At 67.2% G+C, this 19,375-nt stretch carries 14 protein-coding genes and 1 tRNA gene; 12 read left to right on the forward strand and 3 right to left on the reverse strand.

Going from position 1 to position 19,375, the window contains the following annotated elements; genetic code table 11:
- Positions 1-61 precede the first annotated feature (61 nt).
- A complete protein-coding gene (pyk, locus tag ELQ90_RS06465; RefSeq protein WP_279432124.1) occupies positions 62-1,495 on the forward strand; it encodes a pyruvate kinase in 1,434 nt (477 codons plus the stop codon).
- Positions 1,496-1,592: 97 nt separating this feature from the next.
- A complete protein-coding gene (locus tag ELQ90_RS06470) occupies positions 1,593-2,198 on the forward strand; it encodes an alpha/beta hydrolase family protein (protein WP_128494452.1) in 606 nt (201 codons plus the stop codon).
- A gap of 10 nt (positions 2,199-2,208) precedes the next feature.
- Here ELQ90_RS06470 and ELQ90_RS06475 read toward each other — a convergent pair whose 3' ends face one another.
- Together ELQ90_RS06475 and ELQ90_RS06480 are read right to left on the reverse strand one after the other, a co-directional pair.
- Positions 2,209-2,712, reverse strand: coding sequence for a hypothetical protein (locus ELQ90_RS06475; RefSeq protein ID WP_128494453.1), 504 nt, complete (start codon positions 2,710-2,712; stop codon positions 2,209-2,211).
- 101 nt (positions 2,713-2,813) lie between these two features.
- Positions 2,814-2,896 (reverse strand) — tRNA-Leu (locus ELQ90_RS06480).
- Between the two features lie 37 nt (positions 2,897-2,933).
- Here ELQ90_RS06480 and ELQ90_RS06485 point away from each other — a divergent pair.
- On the forward strand, positions 2,934-3,539 hold the full coding sequence (locus ELQ90_RS06485; protein ID WP_128494454.1) for an ANTAR domain-containing response regulator: 606 nt from the start codon (positions 2,934-2,936) through the stop codon (positions 3,537-3,539).
- 75 nt (positions 3,540-3,614) lie between these two features.
- Here the strand turns inward: ELQ90_RS06485 and ELQ90_RS06490 are convergent, their stop codons facing one another.
- The gene (locus ELQ90_RS06490; protein WP_128494455.1) at positions 3,615-4,025 is read right to left on the reverse strand and encodes a hotdog fold thioesterase; all 411 of its coding nucleotides are present in this window, start codon (positions 4,023-4,025) and stop codon (positions 3,615-3,617) included.
- Between the two features lie 59 nt (positions 4,026-4,084).
- Here ELQ90_RS06490 and polA point away from each other — a divergent pair, with 59 nt between their 5' ends.
- The 9 genes from polA to uvrC all read left to right on the forward strand — a co-directional run bounded on the left by polA (position 4,085) and on the right by uvrC (position 19,369).
- Positions 4,085-6,739: a DNA polymerase I gene (gene polA, locus ELQ90_RS06495; RefSeq protein ID WP_128494456.1), complete on the forward strand. Its 2,655-nt coding sequence runs from the start codon at positions 4,085-4,087 to the stop codon at positions 6,737-6,739.
- A gap of 56 nt (positions 6,740-6,795) precedes the next feature.
- Positions 6,796-8,517 carry a DUF885 domain-containing protein gene (locus tag ELQ90_RS06500; protein ID WP_128494457.1) on the forward strand — a complete coding sequence of 574 codons (1,722 nt, stop codon included), beginning with the start codon at positions 6,796-6,798 and terminating at the stop codon, positions 8,515-8,517.
- A gap of 197 nt (positions 8,518-8,714) precedes the next feature.
- A complete protein-coding gene (gene rpsA, locus ELQ90_RS06505; protein ID WP_128494458.1) occupies positions 8,715-10,166 on the forward strand; it encodes a 30S ribosomal protein S1 in 1,452 nt (483 codons plus the stop codon).
- A 290-nt stretch (positions 10,167-10,456) separates the two neighbouring features.
- On the forward strand, positions 10,457-11,113 hold the full coding sequence (locus ELQ90_RS06510) for a TetR/AcrR family transcriptional regulator (protein WP_166408872.1): 657 nt from the start codon (positions 10,457-10,459) through the stop codon (positions 11,111-11,113).
- A 3-nt stretch (positions 11,114-11,116) separates the two neighbouring features.
- Positions 11,117-11,722, forward strand: coding sequence for a dephospho-CoA kinase (gene coaE, locus ELQ90_RS06515; protein ID WP_128494460.1), 606 nt, complete (start codon positions 11,117-11,119; stop codon positions 11,720-11,722).
- Entirely contained in the window at positions 11,719-12,330 is a 612-nt protein-coding gene (locus ELQ90_RS06520; RefSeq protein ID WP_128494461.1) for a pyroglutamyl-peptidase I, read from the forward strand. Before coaE ends, ELQ90_RS06520 begins: the two co-directional genes overlap by 4 nt.
- A gap of 42 nt (positions 12,331-12,372) precedes the next feature.
- The gene (gene uvrB, locus ELQ90_RS06525) at positions 12,373-14,436 is read left to right on the forward strand and encodes an excinuclease ABC subunit UvrB (protein ID WP_128494462.1); all 2,064 of its coding nucleotides are present in this window, start codon (positions 12,373-12,375) and stop codon (positions 14,434-14,436) included.
- A 131-nt stretch (positions 14,437-14,567) separates the two neighbouring features.
- On the forward strand, positions 14,568-17,459 hold the full coding sequence (uvrA, locus tag ELQ90_RS06530; RefSeq protein ID WP_128494463.1) for an excinuclease ABC subunit UvrA: 2,892 nt from the start codon (positions 14,568-14,570) through the stop codon (positions 17,457-17,459).
- A 2-nt stretch (positions 17,460-17,461) separates the two neighbouring features.
- Positions 17,462-19,369 carry an excinuclease ABC subunit UvrC gene (gene uvrC, locus ELQ90_RS06535; RefSeq protein ID WP_128494464.1) on the forward strand — a complete coding sequence of 636 codons (1,908 nt, stop codon included), beginning with the start codon at positions 17,462-17,464 and terminating at the stop codon, positions 19,367-19,369.
- Positions 19,370-19,375 lie beyond the last annotated feature (6 nt).

Genomic DNA, 19,375 nt, shown 5'->3' on the forward strand with positions numbered 1-19,375 from the left:
TCCCGAGGAGCGGCCGTTCGGCTCTCCGTCCCGCCACCACAGTGCGCCACCGCGCAGAACCATGGAGAAGACCTCACCCATGAGACGTGCAAAGATCGTCGCGACCCTCGGTCCGGCGACCTCCAGCTACGAGAACATCCGGGCCATCATCGATGCCGGTGTCGACGTGGCTCGGATGAACCTCAGCCACGGCAGTTACGACGTCCACGAGGGCGTCTACGCGAACATTCGCAAGGCCGCAGACGACTCCGGGAAGGCCGTCGCCGTCCTGGTCGACCTCCAGGGGCCGAAGATCCGTCTCGGCAAGTTCGCGGACGGCCCCCACGAGCTCGCCGTCGGCGACATCTTCACGATCACGACCGAGGACATCCTCGGTACCAAGGACATCTGCGGCACGACCTTCAAGGGCCTGCCCCAGGACGTCGCTCCCGGCGACTTCCTGCTCATCGACGACGGCAAGGTGCGCGTCAAGGTCGTCGACTCCGACGACACGACCGTCACGACCGAGGTCGTCGTCGCCGGTCCGGTCTCGAACAACAAGGGCATCAACCTTCCGGGTGTCGCCGTGAACGTCCCGGCCCTGTCCGAGAAGGACGAGGCCGACCTCCGCTGGGGCCTCCGCCTCGGCGCGGACATCATCGCGCTCTCGTTCGTCCGCAATGCCGACGACATCACCCGCGTCCACGAGATCATGGCGGAGGAGGGCCGGAAGGTGCCCGTCGTCGCGAAGATCGAGAAGCCGCAGGCGGTCGAGAACCTCGAGGACATCGCCGAGGCGTTCGACGCCATCATGGTCGCCCGTGGCGACCTGGGTGTGGAGCTGCCTCTCGAGGCGGTCCCGATCGTCCAGAAGCGCGCGATCGAGATCGCGCGTCGACTCGCGAAGCCCGTCATCGTCGCGACCCAGATGCTCGAGTCGATGATCTCGAGCCCCGTTCCGACGCGCGCCGAGACCTCCGACGTCGCGAATGCCGTGCTCGACGGTGCGGACGCCGTCATGCTCTCCGGCGAGACGAGCGTCGGCAAGTACCCCGTCGTCACCGTTCAGACGATGGCTCGCATCGTGTCGTCGACCGAGGAGCACGGCCTCGAGCGCGTACCCGCCCTCGGGACGAAGCCACGCACCCAGGCCGGGGCCATCACGCTCGCGGCGGTCGACATCGCGAACTTCGTCGAGGCCAAGTACCTCTGCGTGTTCACCGAGTCCGGTGAGTCCGTGCGCCGGATGAGCCGCTTGCGCAGCGCGATTCCGATCCTCGCCTTCACGCCAGACCCGGCCATCCGCCGTCGGATGGCGCTCAACTGGGGTGTCGAGTCCTTCGTCGTCTCGCGCGTCACGCACACCGATCAGATGGTGGCCCAGGTCGACGAGGTCCTCTCCGCGACGGGCCGCGCCCAGAACGGCGAGAAGGTCGTCATCATCTCGGGTTCCCCTCCCGGGATCCCCGGGTCGACCAACGACGTGCGCGTGCACAACGTCGGAGACGTCCTCTAGGGCGTCCCATCGCACACGACCGAAGCCGTCGCCCGCACGATCCCGTGCGCGCGGCGGCTTCCGTCGTCTGCGGGACGGGCCGACGCCGGTCGGTCTCGTGGGCTCGACCCTCGCGCTCGCGTACGCGCTCGAACACCGCGGGGCCGTGTCGGAGCTCGTGCTCACCGCCGTCACCTCCGGGAGCCGAGCCGAGATCGACTGGATCAGCGACGGTGTCGGGGTGCTCTTCCCGGAGGCGCATGAGCGGCTCACAGCGGGCGGAGTCGCACGGGAGCGGGTGATCGAGTCGTTCGCTCGGCGACTCCGGGACCCGGACCCCGCCGTCCGGGCCGCGGCGGCCGTCGCGTGGGAGGAGTGGGAGACCACCCACGTCTCCCTCGATCCGGGCTTCACTCCCGGACCGATGTTCGACGACGACCGGACGCGGGAGAACTTCGCGACCCTCGTGACGCACTACTGGGCGCACGACTGCTTCCTTCCGGCGGGGCGCAGCGTGCTCGACCGCGTCGGCGAGCTCGCGACGATCCCGGCGGTGCTCATCCACGGGCGTCACGACGTGAGTAGTCCCGTCGCCACCGCCTGGCGCCTCCACCGCGCGTGGCCGGCGAGTCGTCTTCACATCGTCGAGACGGAGGGACACGGCGGTCCAAAGGAGATGGAGCTCGCACGAGCCGCGATCGACGGCTTCCTCCCGGCTCTGTGAGCGGGACCGCTCAGTCGACGAGGGCCGGCGACGACGTCTCGCCGCGCTGCCGGTCGTAGTCGTCGCGCAATCGGCCGGCCATCGCGCGCGTGACACGACCGTCGGGGGAGCGGGTGAGGCGACGCCAGACCAGGTGGAACGTGAGGAGGAGAGGAAGGGCAGCCGCGGTTCCCCAGAGAAGCTGATGTGCGAGGCCCTCACGCCAGGGGAGCCCGCTCGCCTCGAGCACTCCGATCCCCACGAGGATCGCCACGGCGCGCAGCAGGAACGCCCAGAGGCCGCGCACGCTCAGGATGAAGGCGCGGTCGAGATCGTCCCCGCTCGCCATCTCGATCTCGTCACCGATCGAGAAACGGTGGGAGCCCGCGACGATCGCCGCCGGCGACGCGCCCGGCGTGGGAGTGCCGCGCTTCGGATTCTCGGGCTCCGCGTCATCGAGGCGCACCACGTCGCCGTCGATGACGTACCAGCCATCGGGGATGTCCTCGGGGGAGGAGACGATTCGTGTACCCACCGCGCCATCTTTCCTGATTCCTCGCCCCGTGGAGCGCCCCACAACGGGGCCGCGACCCGCGCTGGCGGTCGTCGGCGGTGCCGGTTATCGGGTTGCGAGCGTGCCGGTGGTGGGATTCGAACCCACACGCCCTCTCGGACAAAGCATTTTGAGTGCTCCGCGTCTGCCGTTCCGCCACACCGGCTCACAACACCGCGACCACGTTACCGTAGGATTGATCCGTGACCGAGCACGAAGCAACCGCATCAGCACCACGACGCGTCGTCGTCGCTGAAGACGAGTCCCTCATCCGCCTCGACATCGTCGAGATCCTCCGGGACAACGGATTCGAGGTCGTCGGCGAAGCCGGCGACGGCGAGACGGCCGTCGCCCTCGCGACGGAGCTGCGTCCCGACCTCGTGGTCATGGACGTGCGCATGCCGCAGCTCGACGGCATCGCGGCCGCACGCCGCATCACGGAGGCGCAGATCGCGCCCGTCGTGCTGCTTACGGCCTTCAGCCAGAAGGAGCTCGTCGAGCAGGCGGCCGACGCCGGCGCTCTGGCCTACGTGGTCAAGCCCTTCACGCCCAACGACCTGCTCCCCGCGATCGAGATCGCGCTCAGCCGCTACCAGCAGATCATCACGCTCGAGGCCGAAGTCGCCGACATGGTCGAGCGCTTCGAGACGCGCAAGCTCGTCGATCGCGCGAAGGGCCTCCTCAACGAGAAGATGGGCCTGTCCGAGCCCGAGGCATTCCGATGGATCCAGAAGGCGTCGATGGACCGCCGCCTCACGATGCACGACGTCGCCCAGGCCATCATCGAACAGCTCGGCGCCAAGAAGTAGTCGAGCCAACTCCACGAGGAAGCCCCCGGCGGATCGCCGGGGGCTTCCTCGCGTTCGGGGCTCGGTCGTGAACGGTCAGCGATCCTTGATGAGATTCGTGATGCGGATCGTCGAGCAGCGCCGCCCCTGATCGTCGGTCACGGCGATCTCGTGGACGGTGAGCGAGCGGCCGAGGTGGATGGGTGTGCAGACGCCTGTGACGAGGCCGGACGTCGCCGATCGGGTGTGCGTCGCGTTGATGTCGATCCCGACGGCGAGCCGATCCGCCCCGGCCCAGAGGTTCGCGGCCATCGAGCCGAGCGATTCGCCGAGGACGACGTAGGCGCCGCCGTGGAGGAGCATCGCCGGTTGAGTGTTGCCCTCGACGGGCATCGTCGCGACGGCCCGGTCGACACCGAACTCCACGAACTCGATCCCCATCTTCTCGGCGAGGGCACCGGCCCCGCGCTTCGTCACATACTCGAGCGAATCGTCGTTCTCGGCCATCGTCGCCTCCCGGTGGGGGCCCGCCGGGCAGCGTCGGAGGTGGCTTGTAGGCTGGGCGTGTGTCGGACAACGAAAAGCCTACCCTCCTCGTCATCGACGGCCACTCTCTCGCATTCCGGGCGTTCTACGCCCTTCCGGTCGACAGTTTCCAGACGCGTGACGGCCAGCACACGAACGCCATCCACGGCTTCATCGCGATGCTCATCAACCTCCTGAAGGCCGAGAAGCCGACCCACCTCGCCGTGGCGTTCGACATCTCCCGCTTCAGCTTCCGCACCCGCGAATACCCCGAGTACAAGGGCACGCGCGGTGAGACGCCGTCGGAGTTCATCGGTCAGGTGCCGCTCCTGCAGGACGCGCTCAAGGCGATGAACATCTCCACGATCTCGATCGAGGACTTCGAAGCGGACGACGTCCTCGCGACGCTCGCGGTCCGCGGCCGCGAGCAGGGGTATCGGGTGCTCCTCGTCTCGGGCGACCGCGACACGATTCAGCTCGTCAACGACGACGTCACGCTCCTTTACCCCTCACGTCAGGGTGTCTCCGACCTCACGCGCTACGACCCGGACAAGGTCCGTGATCGTTACGGCATCGAACCACACCAGTACCCGGAGGTCGCGGCGCTCGTGGGCGAGACGAGCGACAACCTTCCGGGCGTTCCGAAGGTGGGGGAGAAGACCGCCGTCAAGTGGCTCGGCTTGTACGGCAGCCTCGACGGCATCCTCGAGAACGCCGACAAGATCTCCGGCAAGGTCGGCGAGAGCCTGCGCGAGCACAAGGAGAACGCCATCCGCAACAGGCGCCTCAACCGTCTCGTGACCGACGTCGAGGTGGGTGTCGAGATCGAGGCCCTCGAGAAGCGTCCCATCGACGAGCAGGAGGTGCGCGACGTCTTCGGCCGCCTCGAGTTCCGGACGCTCCTCGAACGCGTGCTCAAGCTCGAGGGCATGGACGGCGGCGAGCCCGCCGTCACGGCGCGCCGGATCTCGGCGCCGGCTCCCCAGCGACTGCTGGACGAGGAACTGCGCGGCTGGCTCGCGCGAGCCGGTGCGGCCAACCCCGCGGGACTCGGCCTCCGGATCGAGCTCCTCGACGGTCGCCCGGTCGCCGCAGGCATCGCGAGCGACTCTGAGACCGTCCTGCTGTCGTGGCAGCCGGGCGGCGCAGACTACGCGCCGTTCGAGGAGTGGCTCGCGAGTGACTCGCCGAAGCTCATGCACGACGCGAAGCCGCAAGTGAAGGCGCTCGCGCGCGTCGGCGTCGCCTTCGCGGGCCTCGCCTTCGACACGCAGATCGGCGCGTGGCTGCTCGCGCCGGGCGCCAAGGAGGCGAGTCTCGCCGATCTCACGACGAAGCTCCTCGACGAGGAGCTCCCCGTCGCCGACCCGAATCAGCTCGTGCCGGCGGACGACGCGCCGTCCGTGGCCACCGAGGCGTGGTTCACCGGTCGCATCGTGTCGCACCTCGAGACGGCTCTCGACGCCGGTTCGCTCGGCGTCATGCGCGACATCGAGATGCCCACGCTGCTCGTCATCGCGGCGATGGAACTCCGTGGGGTGACGGTCGACCACGTTTCGCTCGCCGATCTCTCCGCGGGCCTCGGTGCGCGCGCCGCCGACCTCGCTCAGCGCGCTTTCGCCGAAATCGGTCGAGAGGTCAACCTGGGCTCTCCGAAACAGCTGCAGGAGGTCCTCTTCGACCAGCTCGGCATGCCCAAGACCCGGGCGAACAAGACGGGGTACTCGACGGACGCCGGCGCCCTCGCCGACCTCCAGGCGAGCAACCCGCACCCGTTCCTCGACCTGCTGCTCCAGCACAGAGACGCCACGAAGCTCCGCCAGATCGTCGAGACGCTCGACGCCTCGATAGCCGACGACGGTCGCATCCACACGCGCTACGTCCAGAGCGGCACGACGACGGGCCGCATCTCGTCGACGGATCCGAACCTCCAGAACATCCCGATTCGCACGGAGGAGGGGCGCCGCATCCGGCAGTCCTTCCGCGTCGGCGAGGGGTACGACACGCTTCTCACCGCGGACTACTCGCAGATCGAGATGCGCATCATGGCTCACCTCTCGGGCGACGAAGGGCTCATCGAGGCGTTCCGGTCGGGGGAGGATCTGCACCGGTTCGTCGGCTCGCGGATCTTCGGGGTCGACCCCTCCGACGTGACGCCGCTCATGCGCACGAAGGTCAAGGCGATGTCCTACGGCCTCGCCTACGGCTTGAGCGCCTTCGGGTTGTCGAAGCAGCTGCGCATCGAGCAGTCGGAGGCGAAGGTCCTCATGGCCGACTACTTCGAACGATTCGGGGCGGTGCGCGACTACCTGCGGAACGTCGTCGTCCAGGCCAAGGTGGACGGATACACGACGACGATCTTCGGTCGTCGGCGCCCATTCCCCGAGCTCTCGAGTGCCAACCGCGTCCTGCGCGACAATGCCGAGCGAGCCGCGTTGAACTCGCCGATCCAGGGCTCCGCCGCCGACATCATGAAGTTCGCGATGATCCGCGTCGAGAATGACCTCGTCGAGCAGGGGCTGCGGTCCCGGATGCTCATGACGGTCCATGACGAGCTCATCTTCGAAGTGGACAGCGCGGAGGCCGACACCGTCGAGGAGATCGTCCGCACGCGCATGGCCGGCGCGGCCGAGCTGTCCGTTCCCCTCGAGGTGCAGCTCGGTCACGGCCAGAACTGGGACGCGGCGGCCCACTGACGCCGGTTTTCCCCCCGGATTGCCCACTCGTCTGCTCCCGGCATAGGCTCGCGAGCATGACTGAAAACGCACAGCCGTCCGCGACGGACGGAACCACGCAAGCGGGTCATGAGCCCGTTCGCACGCCGACCGCGGTCGATGCCGTCGCCGAGCAGTGGGTCACGACTCTCGCGGAGCTCGACCCCCTCGTCGCGGTGTGGATCGGGGGGATGCCGGACTCGGGCGGGTACGGCGACTTCTCGCCGGCCGGCCACGAGGCCTACGCCGAGGCGGCGAAGAAGACGATCGCAGCCCTCGATGCGCTCCCGGCCGTCGACGCCGTCGACGAGGTCACGAAGACCGATCTCCGCGCCTCGCTGGCTCTCGATCTCGAGGAGTTCGACGCCGGCCTCCACCTCCGCGACGTCAACGTCATCGCCTCCCCGGCCCAGGGCATCCGTGAGGTCTTCGACCTCATGCCGTCGTCGTCGGTCGACGATTGGGAGACCGTCTCGACGCGTCTCGGCAACGTCTCGGGCGCGGTCGACGGCTACATCGAGTCGCTCCGGGAGGGAATCCGGCGCGGGGTCGTCCCCGCAAAGCGGCAAGTCCGCGAGGTCTTCGAGCAGGCCAAGAAGCTCGCCGACGGCGACGGCTTCTTCTCGAGCCTCGCGGCCAACGCCACGCCCGAGGCCGGTCAGCTTCCCGCCTCACTCGCCAACGAGTTGACGCGTCGAGCCGGCGAAGCCGCCGTGGCGTACCAGGAGCTCGCGGACTTCTTCGCGCGCGAACTCGAGCCGGTGGCTTCGGAGAAGGACGCCGTCGGGCGCGAGATCTACGCGATCCAGTCGCGCAAGTTCCTCGGGGCGACGATCGACCTCGATGAGACGTACGAGTGGGGCGTCGAGGAGCTCGCGAGGATGGTCGCCGAGCAGGAGTCCATCGCCGATCTCATCAAGCCCGGAGCCGGCGTGCTCGAGGCCATCGAGTTCCTCGACGGGGACCCGAGCCGCAAGCTCCAGGGTACTGACGCGCTCCGGACCTGGATGCAGGAGACGAGCGATCGCGCGGTGGACGAACTGTCGCGCTCACACTTCGACATCCCGGACCCGGTCAAGCGCCTCGAGTGCATGATCGCTCCGACCCAGGAGGGCGGGATCTACTACACGAGCCCGTCCGACGACTTCTCGCGGCCCGGGCGGATGTGGTGGTCCGTGCCCGAGGGCGTCACGGAGTTCGACACGTGGCGCGAGCTCACGACGGTCTATCACGAAGGTGTCCCCGGCCACCACCTCCAGCTCGGCCAGGCCGTCTACAACCGCGCGATGCTCAACACGTGGCGCCGCCAACTCGCGGGCACGTCCGGGCACGCCGAGGGCTGGGCGCTCTACGCCGAACGCCTCATGCAGGAGCTCGGCTACCTCGACGATCCGGCGGACCGTCTCGGCATGCTCGACGGACAGCGGATGCGCGCCGCACGCGTCGTCCTCGACATCGGAGTGCACCTCGAGAAGCAGCTGCCCGACGGATCGGGGCCGTGGACGGCCGAGTACGCCTTCGACTTCATGGGTCGCAACGTCAACATGAACGACGGCTTCGTGCGCTTCGAGGTCAACCGTTACCTCGGTTGGCCGGGGCAGGCCCCCTCCTACAAGGTCGGCCAGCGCATCTGGGAGCAGATCCGCGACGAGTCACGAGCGCGAGAGGGAGCGGCCTTCGACATGAAGGCGTTCCACAAGCGCGCCCTCGACCTCGGTGGTGTCGGCCTCGACACCCTGCGGACGGCTCTGCTCGGTTGAGACGGTCGGGTGTGACGGGTCCGGCCGATGGCGCTCGTCACACCCGGAAATCCGCCGTCCGCGGCGCTTGGAACCCGGTCGGGGAAAAGCTATGATGGAATGTCGCACTCGCGACGCCTATCCGCCTGCCCTGCACACCGAACACCCTGGTTCACGTGCGGGGCCCGATATCCATCCAATACTGGAGCACCCACTACATGACAACCGCAACGACCGAAAAGGCAACCAAGCAGGTCGCTATCAACGACATCGGCTCTGCTGAAGACTTCCTTGCCGCGGTCGAGAAGACTCTGAAGTTCTTCAACGACGGTGACCTCATCGAAGGCACTGTTGTGAAGATCGACCGCGACGAGGTCCTCCTCGACGTGGGATACAAGACCGAGGGTGTCATCCCCTCGCGCGAACTTTCGATCAAGCACGACGTCGACCCCTCCGAGGTCGTCAACGTCGGCGACACCGTCGAAGCCCTCGTCCTCCAGAAGGAGGACAAGGAAGGCCGCCTCATCCTCTCCAAGAAGCGCGCGCAGTACGAGCGTGCCTGGGGAGACGTCGAGAAGATCAAGGACGCCGACGGTGTCGTCACCGGCTCGGTCATCGAGGTCGTCAAGGGCGGCCTCATCGTCGACATCGGCCTTCGTGGCTTCCTTCCGGCTTCGCTCATCGAGCTCCGCCGCGTCCGCGACCTCACGCCGTACCTCGGCCAGGAGATCGAGGCGAAGATCCTCGAGCTCGACAAGAACCGCAACAACGTCGTCCTGTCCCGCCGCGCCCTGCTCGAGCAGACGCAGTCGGAGAGCCGCACGACCTTCCTCAACAACCTCCAGAAGGGCCAGGTCCGCAAGGGCGTCGTCTCCTCGATCGTCAACTTCGGTGCGTTCGTGGACCTCGGCGGCGTCGACGGTCTCGTCCACGTCTCGGAGCTCAGCTGGAAGCACATCGAGCACGCGTCCGAGGTCGTCGAGGTCGGCCAGGAGGTCACCGTCGAGATCCTCGAGGTGGACCTCGACCGCGAGCGCGTCTCCCTGTCGCTCAAGGCGACGCAGGAGGACCCGTGGCAGGTCTTCGCCCGTACCCACGCGATCGGTCAGGTCGCCCCGGGTAAGGTCACGAAGCTCGTCCCGTTCGGTGCGTTCGTCCGGGTGGCGGACGGCATCGAGGGCCTCGTCCACATCTCCGAGCTCTCGGGCAAGCACGTCGAGCTCGCGGAGCAGGTCGTGTCGGTCGGCGAAGAGGTCTTCGTCAAGGTCATCGACATCGACCTCGAGCGTCGTCGGATCTCGCTCTCGCTCAAGCAGGCGAACGAGGGCGTCGACCCCGAGGGCACCGAGTTCGACCCGGCGCTCTACGGAATGCTCACGGAGTACGACGAGCAGGGGAACTACAAGTACCCCGAGGGCTTCGACCCCGAGACGAACGAGTGGAAGGAAGGCTTCGAGGCCCAGCGCGAGAAGTGGGAGCAGGACTACGCTGCAGCCCAGGCTCGCTGGGAGGCCCACAAGCGCCAGGTCGCCACGGCCGCTTCCGAGGAGGCCTCGAACGAGGGCGCCTCGACCGGATCGTCGTTCTCGAGCGAGTCGACCGGAGCCGGCACGCTCGCCGACGACGAGTCGCTCGCCGCTCTCCGCGAGAAGCTCTCCAGCAACTCCTGAGCACGGACGATTCCTCCTGAGAACGTCGGGACCCCGCCGCATTTGGCGCGGCTCCCGGTGATTTGAGCAACACGAACGGTGCGGTACCCCGAGGGGTGCCGCACCGTTCGACGTTGTGCGGCGATGTCGAGCTCCGACCGCCGTCATCTCGCCGAAGATCGACGGCGTCGTGGGCGTGTCGCACGAGCCGGTCGGGTTACCTGCTGATGCTAAGGTGAGCCTGTACCGCCGTCCCACACCCAGAGGTCTCCGTGCTCACCACTCGAACCAACGAGAAGGACCAGAACCTAGTGAATGTCGATCCATTGCGACGGTTCCTCGCGCTCGATTACGCGGAGTCCGCGGATCTCCGGAACAGCCCGCAGCAGGAGCGAAGCCGGCTGAGTCTCGAGAACATCCTCCGCGTCTGCGGCGAGATCATCGACGAGACGGGTCACGCCGGCGTCACGACGGCCGAGGTCGCCAAGCGCGCGGAGATGGCGATCGGAACGGTCTACCGCTTCTTCCCCGATCGTGTCGCGCTCATGCTCGGCGTGTACGACTACATGATCAAGCGCTACGTGGAGATGTGCATCGAGGCACTCGACGCGGCAGAGCCGACGTCCTGGAAGGAGACGTTCGAGATCCTCACGGACACGAATGTCGTCGCGCGCCGGACCGTGCCCGGTTATCGCGCCACGCAGTACCGCGTGCTCGCGGACGAGGAGAGCCAGGAGAAGTACAACCTCCGGTCGACCTCGTACATCGACGCCGTCGTCGGGCAGCTCGCGCAGTTCGGTCTCCCCGAAGACGCCGAGTGGAACGCCCGTGTCGCCGTTGCGATCGAGCTGTCCCGCGCCCTCCAGCGGCTCGCGTTCGACGCGGAGCCGGATGGTGACGAGTGGCTCCTCGACGAGGCACGCAACGTGGCGATCACGTACCTCGAGACGCAGCTCGCGGCCCGCTGACCCATGAGGGTCATCGCCCTCACCGGGGGCATCGCCTCCGGGAAGTCGACCATCTCGCGTCGGCTCGCGGAACTCGGCGCGTCCGTCGTCGACGCCGACGTCCTCTCACGGGAGGCGGTCGAACCGGGCTCTCCCGGACTGCAGGCGATCGCCGAGCGCTTCGGGCCGTCCGTCCTCACGGCGGATGGGGCTCTCGACCGCCCAGCGCTCGGAGCGATCGTGTTCTCCGACGACGCGGCACGCGCCGCGCTCAACGCGATCGTGCACCCGGAGGTGCGTCGGCTCGCGGCGGCTCGGCTCGCCGAGATCGGACGATCCGAGCCTGACGCGATCGCGATCTACGACGTGCCGTTGCTCGTCGAGACGGGAGTGGACCACTCGTTCGACCTCGTGGTCGTCGCGGACGCCGACGCCGCGACGCGAGTGGAGAGACTCGTGACGTTGCGCGGGCTCGAGAGGGTCGAGGCGGAGCGCCGTGTCGCCGCTCAGGCGAGCGACGAGGCGCGGCGTGCGATCGCCGACGTGCTGATCGACACGACGGGCGCCATGGCGGAGACGATCGCGCAGGTCGACGCGCTCTGGGACGACGTGCGATCGGGCCGACGGTGACCGTCGTCCTCGTGACCGGTTTCGAGCCGTTCGGTGGTTCAGCGGTCAACGCCTCCGAGGAGGCGGTCAGGCTGCTTCCTCGTCGAATCGGCGAGGTCGACGTGGTGACGGCGATCCTCCCGTGCGTGTTCGGCGATGCTCCCCGCGAACTCGAGGCGCTCGTCGGCGAGCACCGCCCCGACATCGTGATCGCCGTGGGTGAGGCCGGGAGTCGATCGACCGTGGACCTCGAGCGGGTCGCGATCAACATCGATGACGCCCGGATTCCCGACAACGCCGGGAACCGGCCGATCGACTCGTCGGTCGTCGACGGCGCACCCTCGGCCTACTTCTCAACGCTGCCCGTGAAGGCGTGCACGGCAGCGGCGGAGGGCGCCGGCGTGGCGACCTCGGTCTCCAATTCGGCCGGCACGTTCGTGTGCAACCACGTCTTCTTCGCCCTCATGCATCTGATCTCTGATGCCCCGGATGTCAGGGGCGGTTTCGTCCACGTTCCCACGGTGGATGCGCTCCCCACGGTCGAGGCGGTCAGAGGTCTCACCGCCATTCTCGAGGCGGCCGCACACACCGCGGTGGACCGTCACGAGAGCCGCGGCACGGAGCAGTAGCCGACCGGACCCCGTGTCGGTGGCAGGATTTAGAATCGGAGTATGCAACCGACACGCTCCGTGAACCCCTTCGAGGTCGTCAGCGAGTACAAGCCGAGCGGCGACCAGCCCGCGGCCATCGCCGAACTCGCAGGACGCATCAACGCGGGCGAGACCGACGTCGTGCTTCTCGGGGCCACGGGTACCGGAAAGTCCGCGACGACCGCGTGGCTCATCGAGGCCACGCAGCGCCCGACGCTCGTCCTCGCCCACAACAAGACCCTCGCGGCCCAGCTCGCGAACGAGTTCCGCGAGCTGCTCCCGAACAACTCCGTCGAGTACTTCGTGTCCTATTACGACTACTACCAGCCGGAAGCGTACGTCCCCCAGACGGACACCTTCATCGAGAAGGACTCGTCGATCAACTCGGAGGTCGAGCGGCTCCGGCACTCCACCACCAACTCGCTGCTGTCGCGGCGCGACGTCGTCGTCGTGTCGACGGTGTCATGCATCTACGGCCTCGGGGCGGCGGAGGAGTACCTCGAGGCGATGGTGGCCCTCCACGTCGGCGACTCGATCGGCCGCGACCGGCTCATCCGTTCGTTCATCGGCATGCAGTACAACCGCAACGACGTCGATTTCTCCCGCGGCAACTTCCGGGTGCGCGGCGACACCATCGAGATCATCCCCGTCTACGAAGAGCTCGCCATCCGCATCGAGATGTTCGGCGACGAGATCGAGGCCCTCTACGCCCTGCACCCGCTCACGGGAGACGTCGTCAAGAAGCTCGACGCCGTCTCGATCTTCCCCGCCACGCACTATGCGGCGAGCCCCGCCACGATGCAGCGTGCCATCGGGACGATCCAGATCGAACTCGAGGAGCGCCTGGCCGAACTCGAGAAGCAGGGCAAGCTCCTCGAGGCGCAGCGGCTGCGCATGCGCACGAACTTCGATCTCGAGATGATGCAGCAGATCGGATTCTGCTCCGGCATCGAGAACTACTCGCGTCACATCGACGGTCGCGCACCCGGCCAGGCGCCGAACTGCCTGCTCGACTACTTCCCGGACGATTTCCTCGTCGTCATCGACGAATCCCACGTCACGGTTCCGCAGATCGGCGCGATGTTCGAGGGAGACGCGTCGCGCAAGCGCACGCTCGTCGAGCATGGTTTCCGGCTCCCGAGCGCGATGGACAACCGTCCCCTCACGTGGGACGAGTTCAAGTCGCGTGTGGGCCAGACCGTGTACCTCTCGGCGACTCCCGGACGCTACGAGATGGGCATCGCGGACGGCGTGGTCGAACAGATCATCCGCCCGACCGGTCTCGTCGATCCTCGGATCGTGGTCAAGCCGTCGAAAGGCCAGATCGACGACCTCCTCGAGCAGATCGTCGCTCGAGCGGAACGAGACGAGCGCGTCCTCGTCACAACCCTCACGAAGAAGATGGCGGAGGAACTCACCGACTTCCTCACGGAAGCGGGCGTCCGGGTCCGGTACCTCCACTCGGACGTCGATACGCTCCGCCGCGTGGAGCTGCTCTCCGAGCTCCGGGCCGGCGTCTACGACGTCCTCGTCGGCATCAACCTGCTGCGTGAGGGTCTCGACCTTCCCGAGGTGTCGCTCGTGGCGATCCTCGACGCCGATAAGGAGGGCTTTCTGCGCTCGTCGACCTCGCTCATCCAGACGATCGGCCGTGCCGCTCGAAACGTCTCGGGAGAAGTCCACATGTATGCGGACGTCGTCACCGACTCGATGAAGCGCGCGATCGAGGAGACCGATCGTCGCCGCGATCGCCAGCTGGCGTACAACGCCGAGCACGGAATCGATCCCACACCGCTGCGGAAGAAGATCGCCGACATCACGGGCATGCTCGCGCGCGAAGGCGAGGACACGGCACGAATGCTCGCGGGTCGAGAGGGCAAGAAGAAGAGCCCGACGCCCAACCTGCGCCGTGAGGGCCTCGCAGCAGAGGGCGCCAACAACCTCGAGGCGATCATCGCCGACCTCAACGGTCAGATGCTCGCGGCGGCGGCCGAGCTCAAATTCGAGCTCGCAGGGCGCCTGCGCGACGAGGTCGCGGAGCTCAAGCGTGAGCTGCGGCAGATGGAGAAGGCGGGGCACGCGTAGTCGTTCCAGCGCCGTCCGTGGCGGGAACGCAACAGCAGTGCCCGCCGCGTGACGGTCTGCCGGGCGCGCTGTTCGCGGACGGCGAGAGCTCGGCGGGACCCAGTGTCAGTGGGTCCCCGTAGACTTTTGAGGTGTCGATTTCCCCAGTAGAACAGAGCGCGCAGCTCAGCGTCCGTGGTGCCCGTGTCCACAATCTCCAGAACGTCGATCTCGACATTCCGCGCGATTCCCTCGTCGTGTTCACGGGGCTCTCCGGATCGGGCAAGTCGTCGCTCGCCTTCGACACGATCTTCGCCGAGGGCCAGCGCCGCTATGTGGAGTCGCTCTCCGCCTACGCTCGCCAGTTCCTGGGCCAGGTGGACCGCCCCGACGTCGACTTCATCGAGGGACTGAGCCCCGCGGTCTCGATCGACCAGAAGTCGACGAACCGCAATCCGCGGTCCACTGTCGGAACGATCACCGAGGTCTACGACTACATGCGACTGTTGTGGGCGCGCATCGGCGTTCCGCACTGTCCGGTGTGCGGCGAGCCCATTCAGCGGCAGACCGTCCAGCAGATCGCCGACCAGCTCATGAACCTCGAGGCCGGCACCCGCTACATGGTGATGAGCCCCGTCGTCTCGCAGAAGAAGGGCGAGTTCGTCGACCTCTTCCAGGAACTGTCGGCGAAGGGCTACGCGCGCGCCGTGGTCGACGGCGAGACGGTCCAGCTGAGCGACCCTCCCACCCTCAAGAAGTCCTACAAGCACGACATCTCCGTGGTGGTCGACCGTCTCGTCGCGGGCCCCGACGCGCTCACGCGCCTCACGGACTCGCTCGAGACGGCTCTCTCGCTCACCGACGGCGTCGTCCAGATCAACTTCGTCGACGAGCAGGGCCCGGAAGCCACGACGACGTTCTCCGAGAAGCTCTCCTGCCCCAACAACCACCCGATCCAGCTCACGGAGATCGAGCCACGCACGTTCTCGTTCAACGCGCCGTTCGGCGCATGCCCCGAATGCTCGGGACTCGGCACGAAGATGGCCGTCGACGACGAGCTCCTGCTCGGCGACGTATCCCTGAGCATCGACGAGGGCGTCATCGTCCCATGGACCACACAGGGCAAGGGGCTCTACCAGTACTACGAAAAGCTCCTCGAGGGCCTCGCTCGCGACCTCGATTTCTCCCTCAGTACCCCGTGGAAGGACCTGCCGAAGCGCGTCCAGGAAGCCGTGCTCCGGGGTGAGAACTTCAAGGTCAAGGTCAAGTGGCGCAACCGCTACGGCCGTGAGATGAGCTACTCGTCGGGCTTCGAAGGCGTCATGCCGTACATCGAGCGGCAGTATCTCCAGGCCGAGACGGACGTGCAGCGCAGCCGCTGGGCCGAATACCTCCGCGAGGTCAACTGCCCCGTCTGCCAGGGCAAGCGGCTCAAGCCCGAGGTTCTCGCCGTGCTCGTCCACGGGGAGAACATCGCCGACGTCTCGCTCCTCAGCCTCGAGGACGCGCGGGCCTTCATGGACAGGCTCGAACTCACCGACCGCGAGGCCAAAATCGCCGCCCAGGTGCTGCGAGAGATCAAGGTCCGCCTCGACTTCCTCAACGAGGTCGGCCTCGGCTATCTCGACCTGGCCCGTTCGGCGGGGTCGCTCTCGGGCGGCGAGGCGCAGCGCATTCGGCTCGCGACGCAGATCGGTTCGGGGCTCACGGGCGTCCTCTACGTGCTCGACGAGCCGAGCATCGGTCTCCACCAGCGCGACAACCGGCGCCTCATCGAGACTCTCGTCAAGCTGCGCGACCTGGGCAACACGCTCATCGTCGTCGAGCACGACGAGGACACCATCCGCACCGCCGACTGGATCGTCGACATCGGACCGGGTGCCGGCGTCAACGGCGGCACCGTCGTGCACTCGGGCGACTACGACTCGCTTGTGAAGGAGCACGCGTCGCTCACGGGAGACTACCTGTCCGGCCGCAAGTCCATCGAGACGCCCGAGCGCCGCCGCCCGATCGACCCCGCTCGCATGATCTCGGTCGTCGGTGCGTCGGCCAACAACCTCCGCAACGTCACGGTCGACTTCCCGCTCGGCGTGTTCACGGCCGTCACGGGAGTGAGCGGCTCGGGCAAGTCGTCGCTCGTCAACGACGTCCTCTACCGCGTCCTCGCGAACAAGCTCAACGGCGCCCGCAAGGTCCCGGCCAAGCACACACGCGTCACCGGTCTCGAACAGCTCGACAAGGTCATCCACGTCGATCAGGCGCCCATCGGTCGCACTCCGCGCTCGAATCCCGCGACCTACACGGGCGTCTTCGACCGCATCCGAACGCTCTTCTCCGAGACGGTCGAGGCCAAGACCCGCGGTTACCAGCCGGGTCGGTTCAGCTTCAACGTCAAGGGCGGGCGCTGCGAGGCCTGCTCGGGCGACGGCACGATCAAGATCGAGATGAACTTCCTGCCCGACGTCTACGTCGCGTGCGAGGTCTGCGGCGGCGCGCGCTACAACCGTGACACCCTCACTGTCCACTACAAGGGCAAGAACATCGCCGAGGTCCTCGACATGCCGATCGCCGAGGCTGCGGAGTTCTTCGAGCCCATCTCGTCGATCCACCGCTTCCTCAAGACCCTCGTGGATGTCGGGCTCGGGTATGTCCGTCTCGGTCAGAGCGCGACGACCCTGTCCGGTGGAGAGGCGCAGCGCGTCAAGCTCGCCACGGAGCTCCAGCGCCGTACGAACGGCCGCAGCGTCTACGTCCTCGACGAGCCAACGACGGGCCTGCACTTCGAGGACGTGCGGAAGCTCCTGCTCGTCCTCGGCAGCCTCGTCGACAAGGGCAACACGGTCATCGTGATCGAGCACAACCTCGACGTCATCAAATCGGCGGACTGGCTCATCGACATGGGTCCGGAGGGCGGTGCCGGGGGAGGACGCGTGCTCGCCACGGGAACACCCGAGAAGCTCGCGACGGTCAAGAAGAGCCACACGGGACTGTTCCTCAAGGAGATCTTCGACGCCGAGCGGGAACTGACCCGCAAGGCCGGTTGAGGATGGCGGATCCACGGTCCTATCGGCCGAAGGCCGGTGAGATCCCGACGCAGCCCGGCGTCTACCGGTTCACGGGCGATGGCGGACGCGTGCTCTATGTCGGGAAGGCGAAGAACCTCCGCGCAAGGCTCTCCAACTACTTCGCACCGCTGCACACTCTGCACGAGCGCACGCGGAGGATGGTCACGTCCGCGACGGGCGTGATGTGGACGGTCGTCGGCTCGGACATCGAGGCGCTCCAGTTGGAGTACACCTGGATCAAAGAGTTCGACCCGCCCTTCAACGTCAAGTTCCGCGATGACAAGACGTACCCGTTCATGGCGATCACTCTCGGCGATGAAGCACCACGCGTCATGGTGACGCGGAACACGAAGATCCGAGGCGCCAAGTACTTCGGCCCGTACCCGAAGATCTGGGCAGTGCACGACACGATCGACCTCATGATCAAGGCGTTCCCCATCCGCACGTGCTCGGACTCGAGCTACAAGAGGGCGATGCAGTCGGGGCGGCCGTGCTTCCCCGGTCAGATCGGACGATGCGGAGGACCGTGCTCCGGCCGAGTCACGATCGAGGAGCACCGCGCGATCGTCGACGACTTCGTCGCGTTCATGTCCGGACACGACCGTCGGTTCACGACCGACGCGACCAAGAAGATGAAGGCCGCGGCCGAACGCCAGGACTACGAAGCAGCGGCGCGCTACCGGGATCGGCTCCTCGCTCTCGAGGCCGTCCTCGAGAAGAGCGCCGTCGTACTCGCGGACCGCGTCGACGCCGACCTCTTCGGCTTCGAACACGACGAGCTCTCGGCGGCCGTCCAGCAGTTCATCGTGCGAGGCGGTCGCGTCCGGGGTGTCCGCTCGTGGACGGTCGACAAGGAGCTCGACATCGAGACGCCGGAACTCGTCGAGCGCACCCTCTTGCGCGTCTACGCCGACGCCGGCAGCGAGTCGATCCCGAAGGAGATCTACGTTCCGGCCGTGCCTGACGATCTCGTCGAACTCGAGGCGTTCCTCAGTGAGCGGCGAGGCCGCGGCAAGGTCAAGGTCCAGGTCGCGAAGCGCGGTGAGAAAGTCGCTCTCATGGAGACGGCCGTGGTCAACGCGAAGCACTCGCTCCAGCTCTACAAGACGCGGAGGAGTGGCGATTTCGTCGCGAGATCGTCGGCTCTGGGTGACATCAAGGACGCGCTCGGCATGGACGAAGCCCCGCTCCGTATCGAGTGCTACGACGTCTCGCACCTGTCGGGCACCAACATCGTCGCCTCCATGGTCGTGTTCGAGGACGGACTTCCTCGGAAGGACCAGTACCGACGGTTTTCGATCGCCTCGTCGACCGACGACACCGACTCGATCCATCAGGTGCTCACCCGTCGCCTCGCCTACCTGCGGGGTGCTCCCGATCCGGACGCGCCCGAGGCGCCGGCGGATCCTCTCGCCGACGGTGAGGTCGAAGCCGTCGCGAAGCCGAAGAAGTTCGCCTACCCGCCTCAGCTCCTGCTCGTCGACGGCGGCGCACCGCAGGTCGCCGCCGCGCAACGCGCACTCGAGGAGTCCGGCGTCGAGGGCATCACCCTCGCGGGCATCGCCAAGCGGCTCGAGGAGATCTGGGTGCCAGACAGCGACTTCCCCGTGATCCTGCCGCGGGGGAGCGAGGCGCTCTTCCTCATCCAGCGCGTGCGTGACGAGGCCCACCGGTTCGCGATCAGCTATCAGCGCCAGCGTCGGCGGCGCGACATCTCGTCGGTGCTCGGCGAGATCCCCGGGCTCGGGCCGTCGCGTGTGAAGCAGCTCCTCACGGCGTTCGGGTCCGTCTCGCGGTTGAAAGCGGCGACCACGGACCAGATCGCCGAGGTCAAGGGCATCGGTCCGCAGCTCGCGTCGGCCGTCCACGACCGGCTGAGGAATGACTAGGCTGGG

The organism is Labedella phragmitis (assembly GCF_004078635.1).
In the GTDB taxonomy this organism is placed as follows: domain Bacteria; phylum Actinomycetota; class Actinomycetes; order Actinomycetales; family Microbacteriaceae; genus Labedella; species Labedella phragmitis.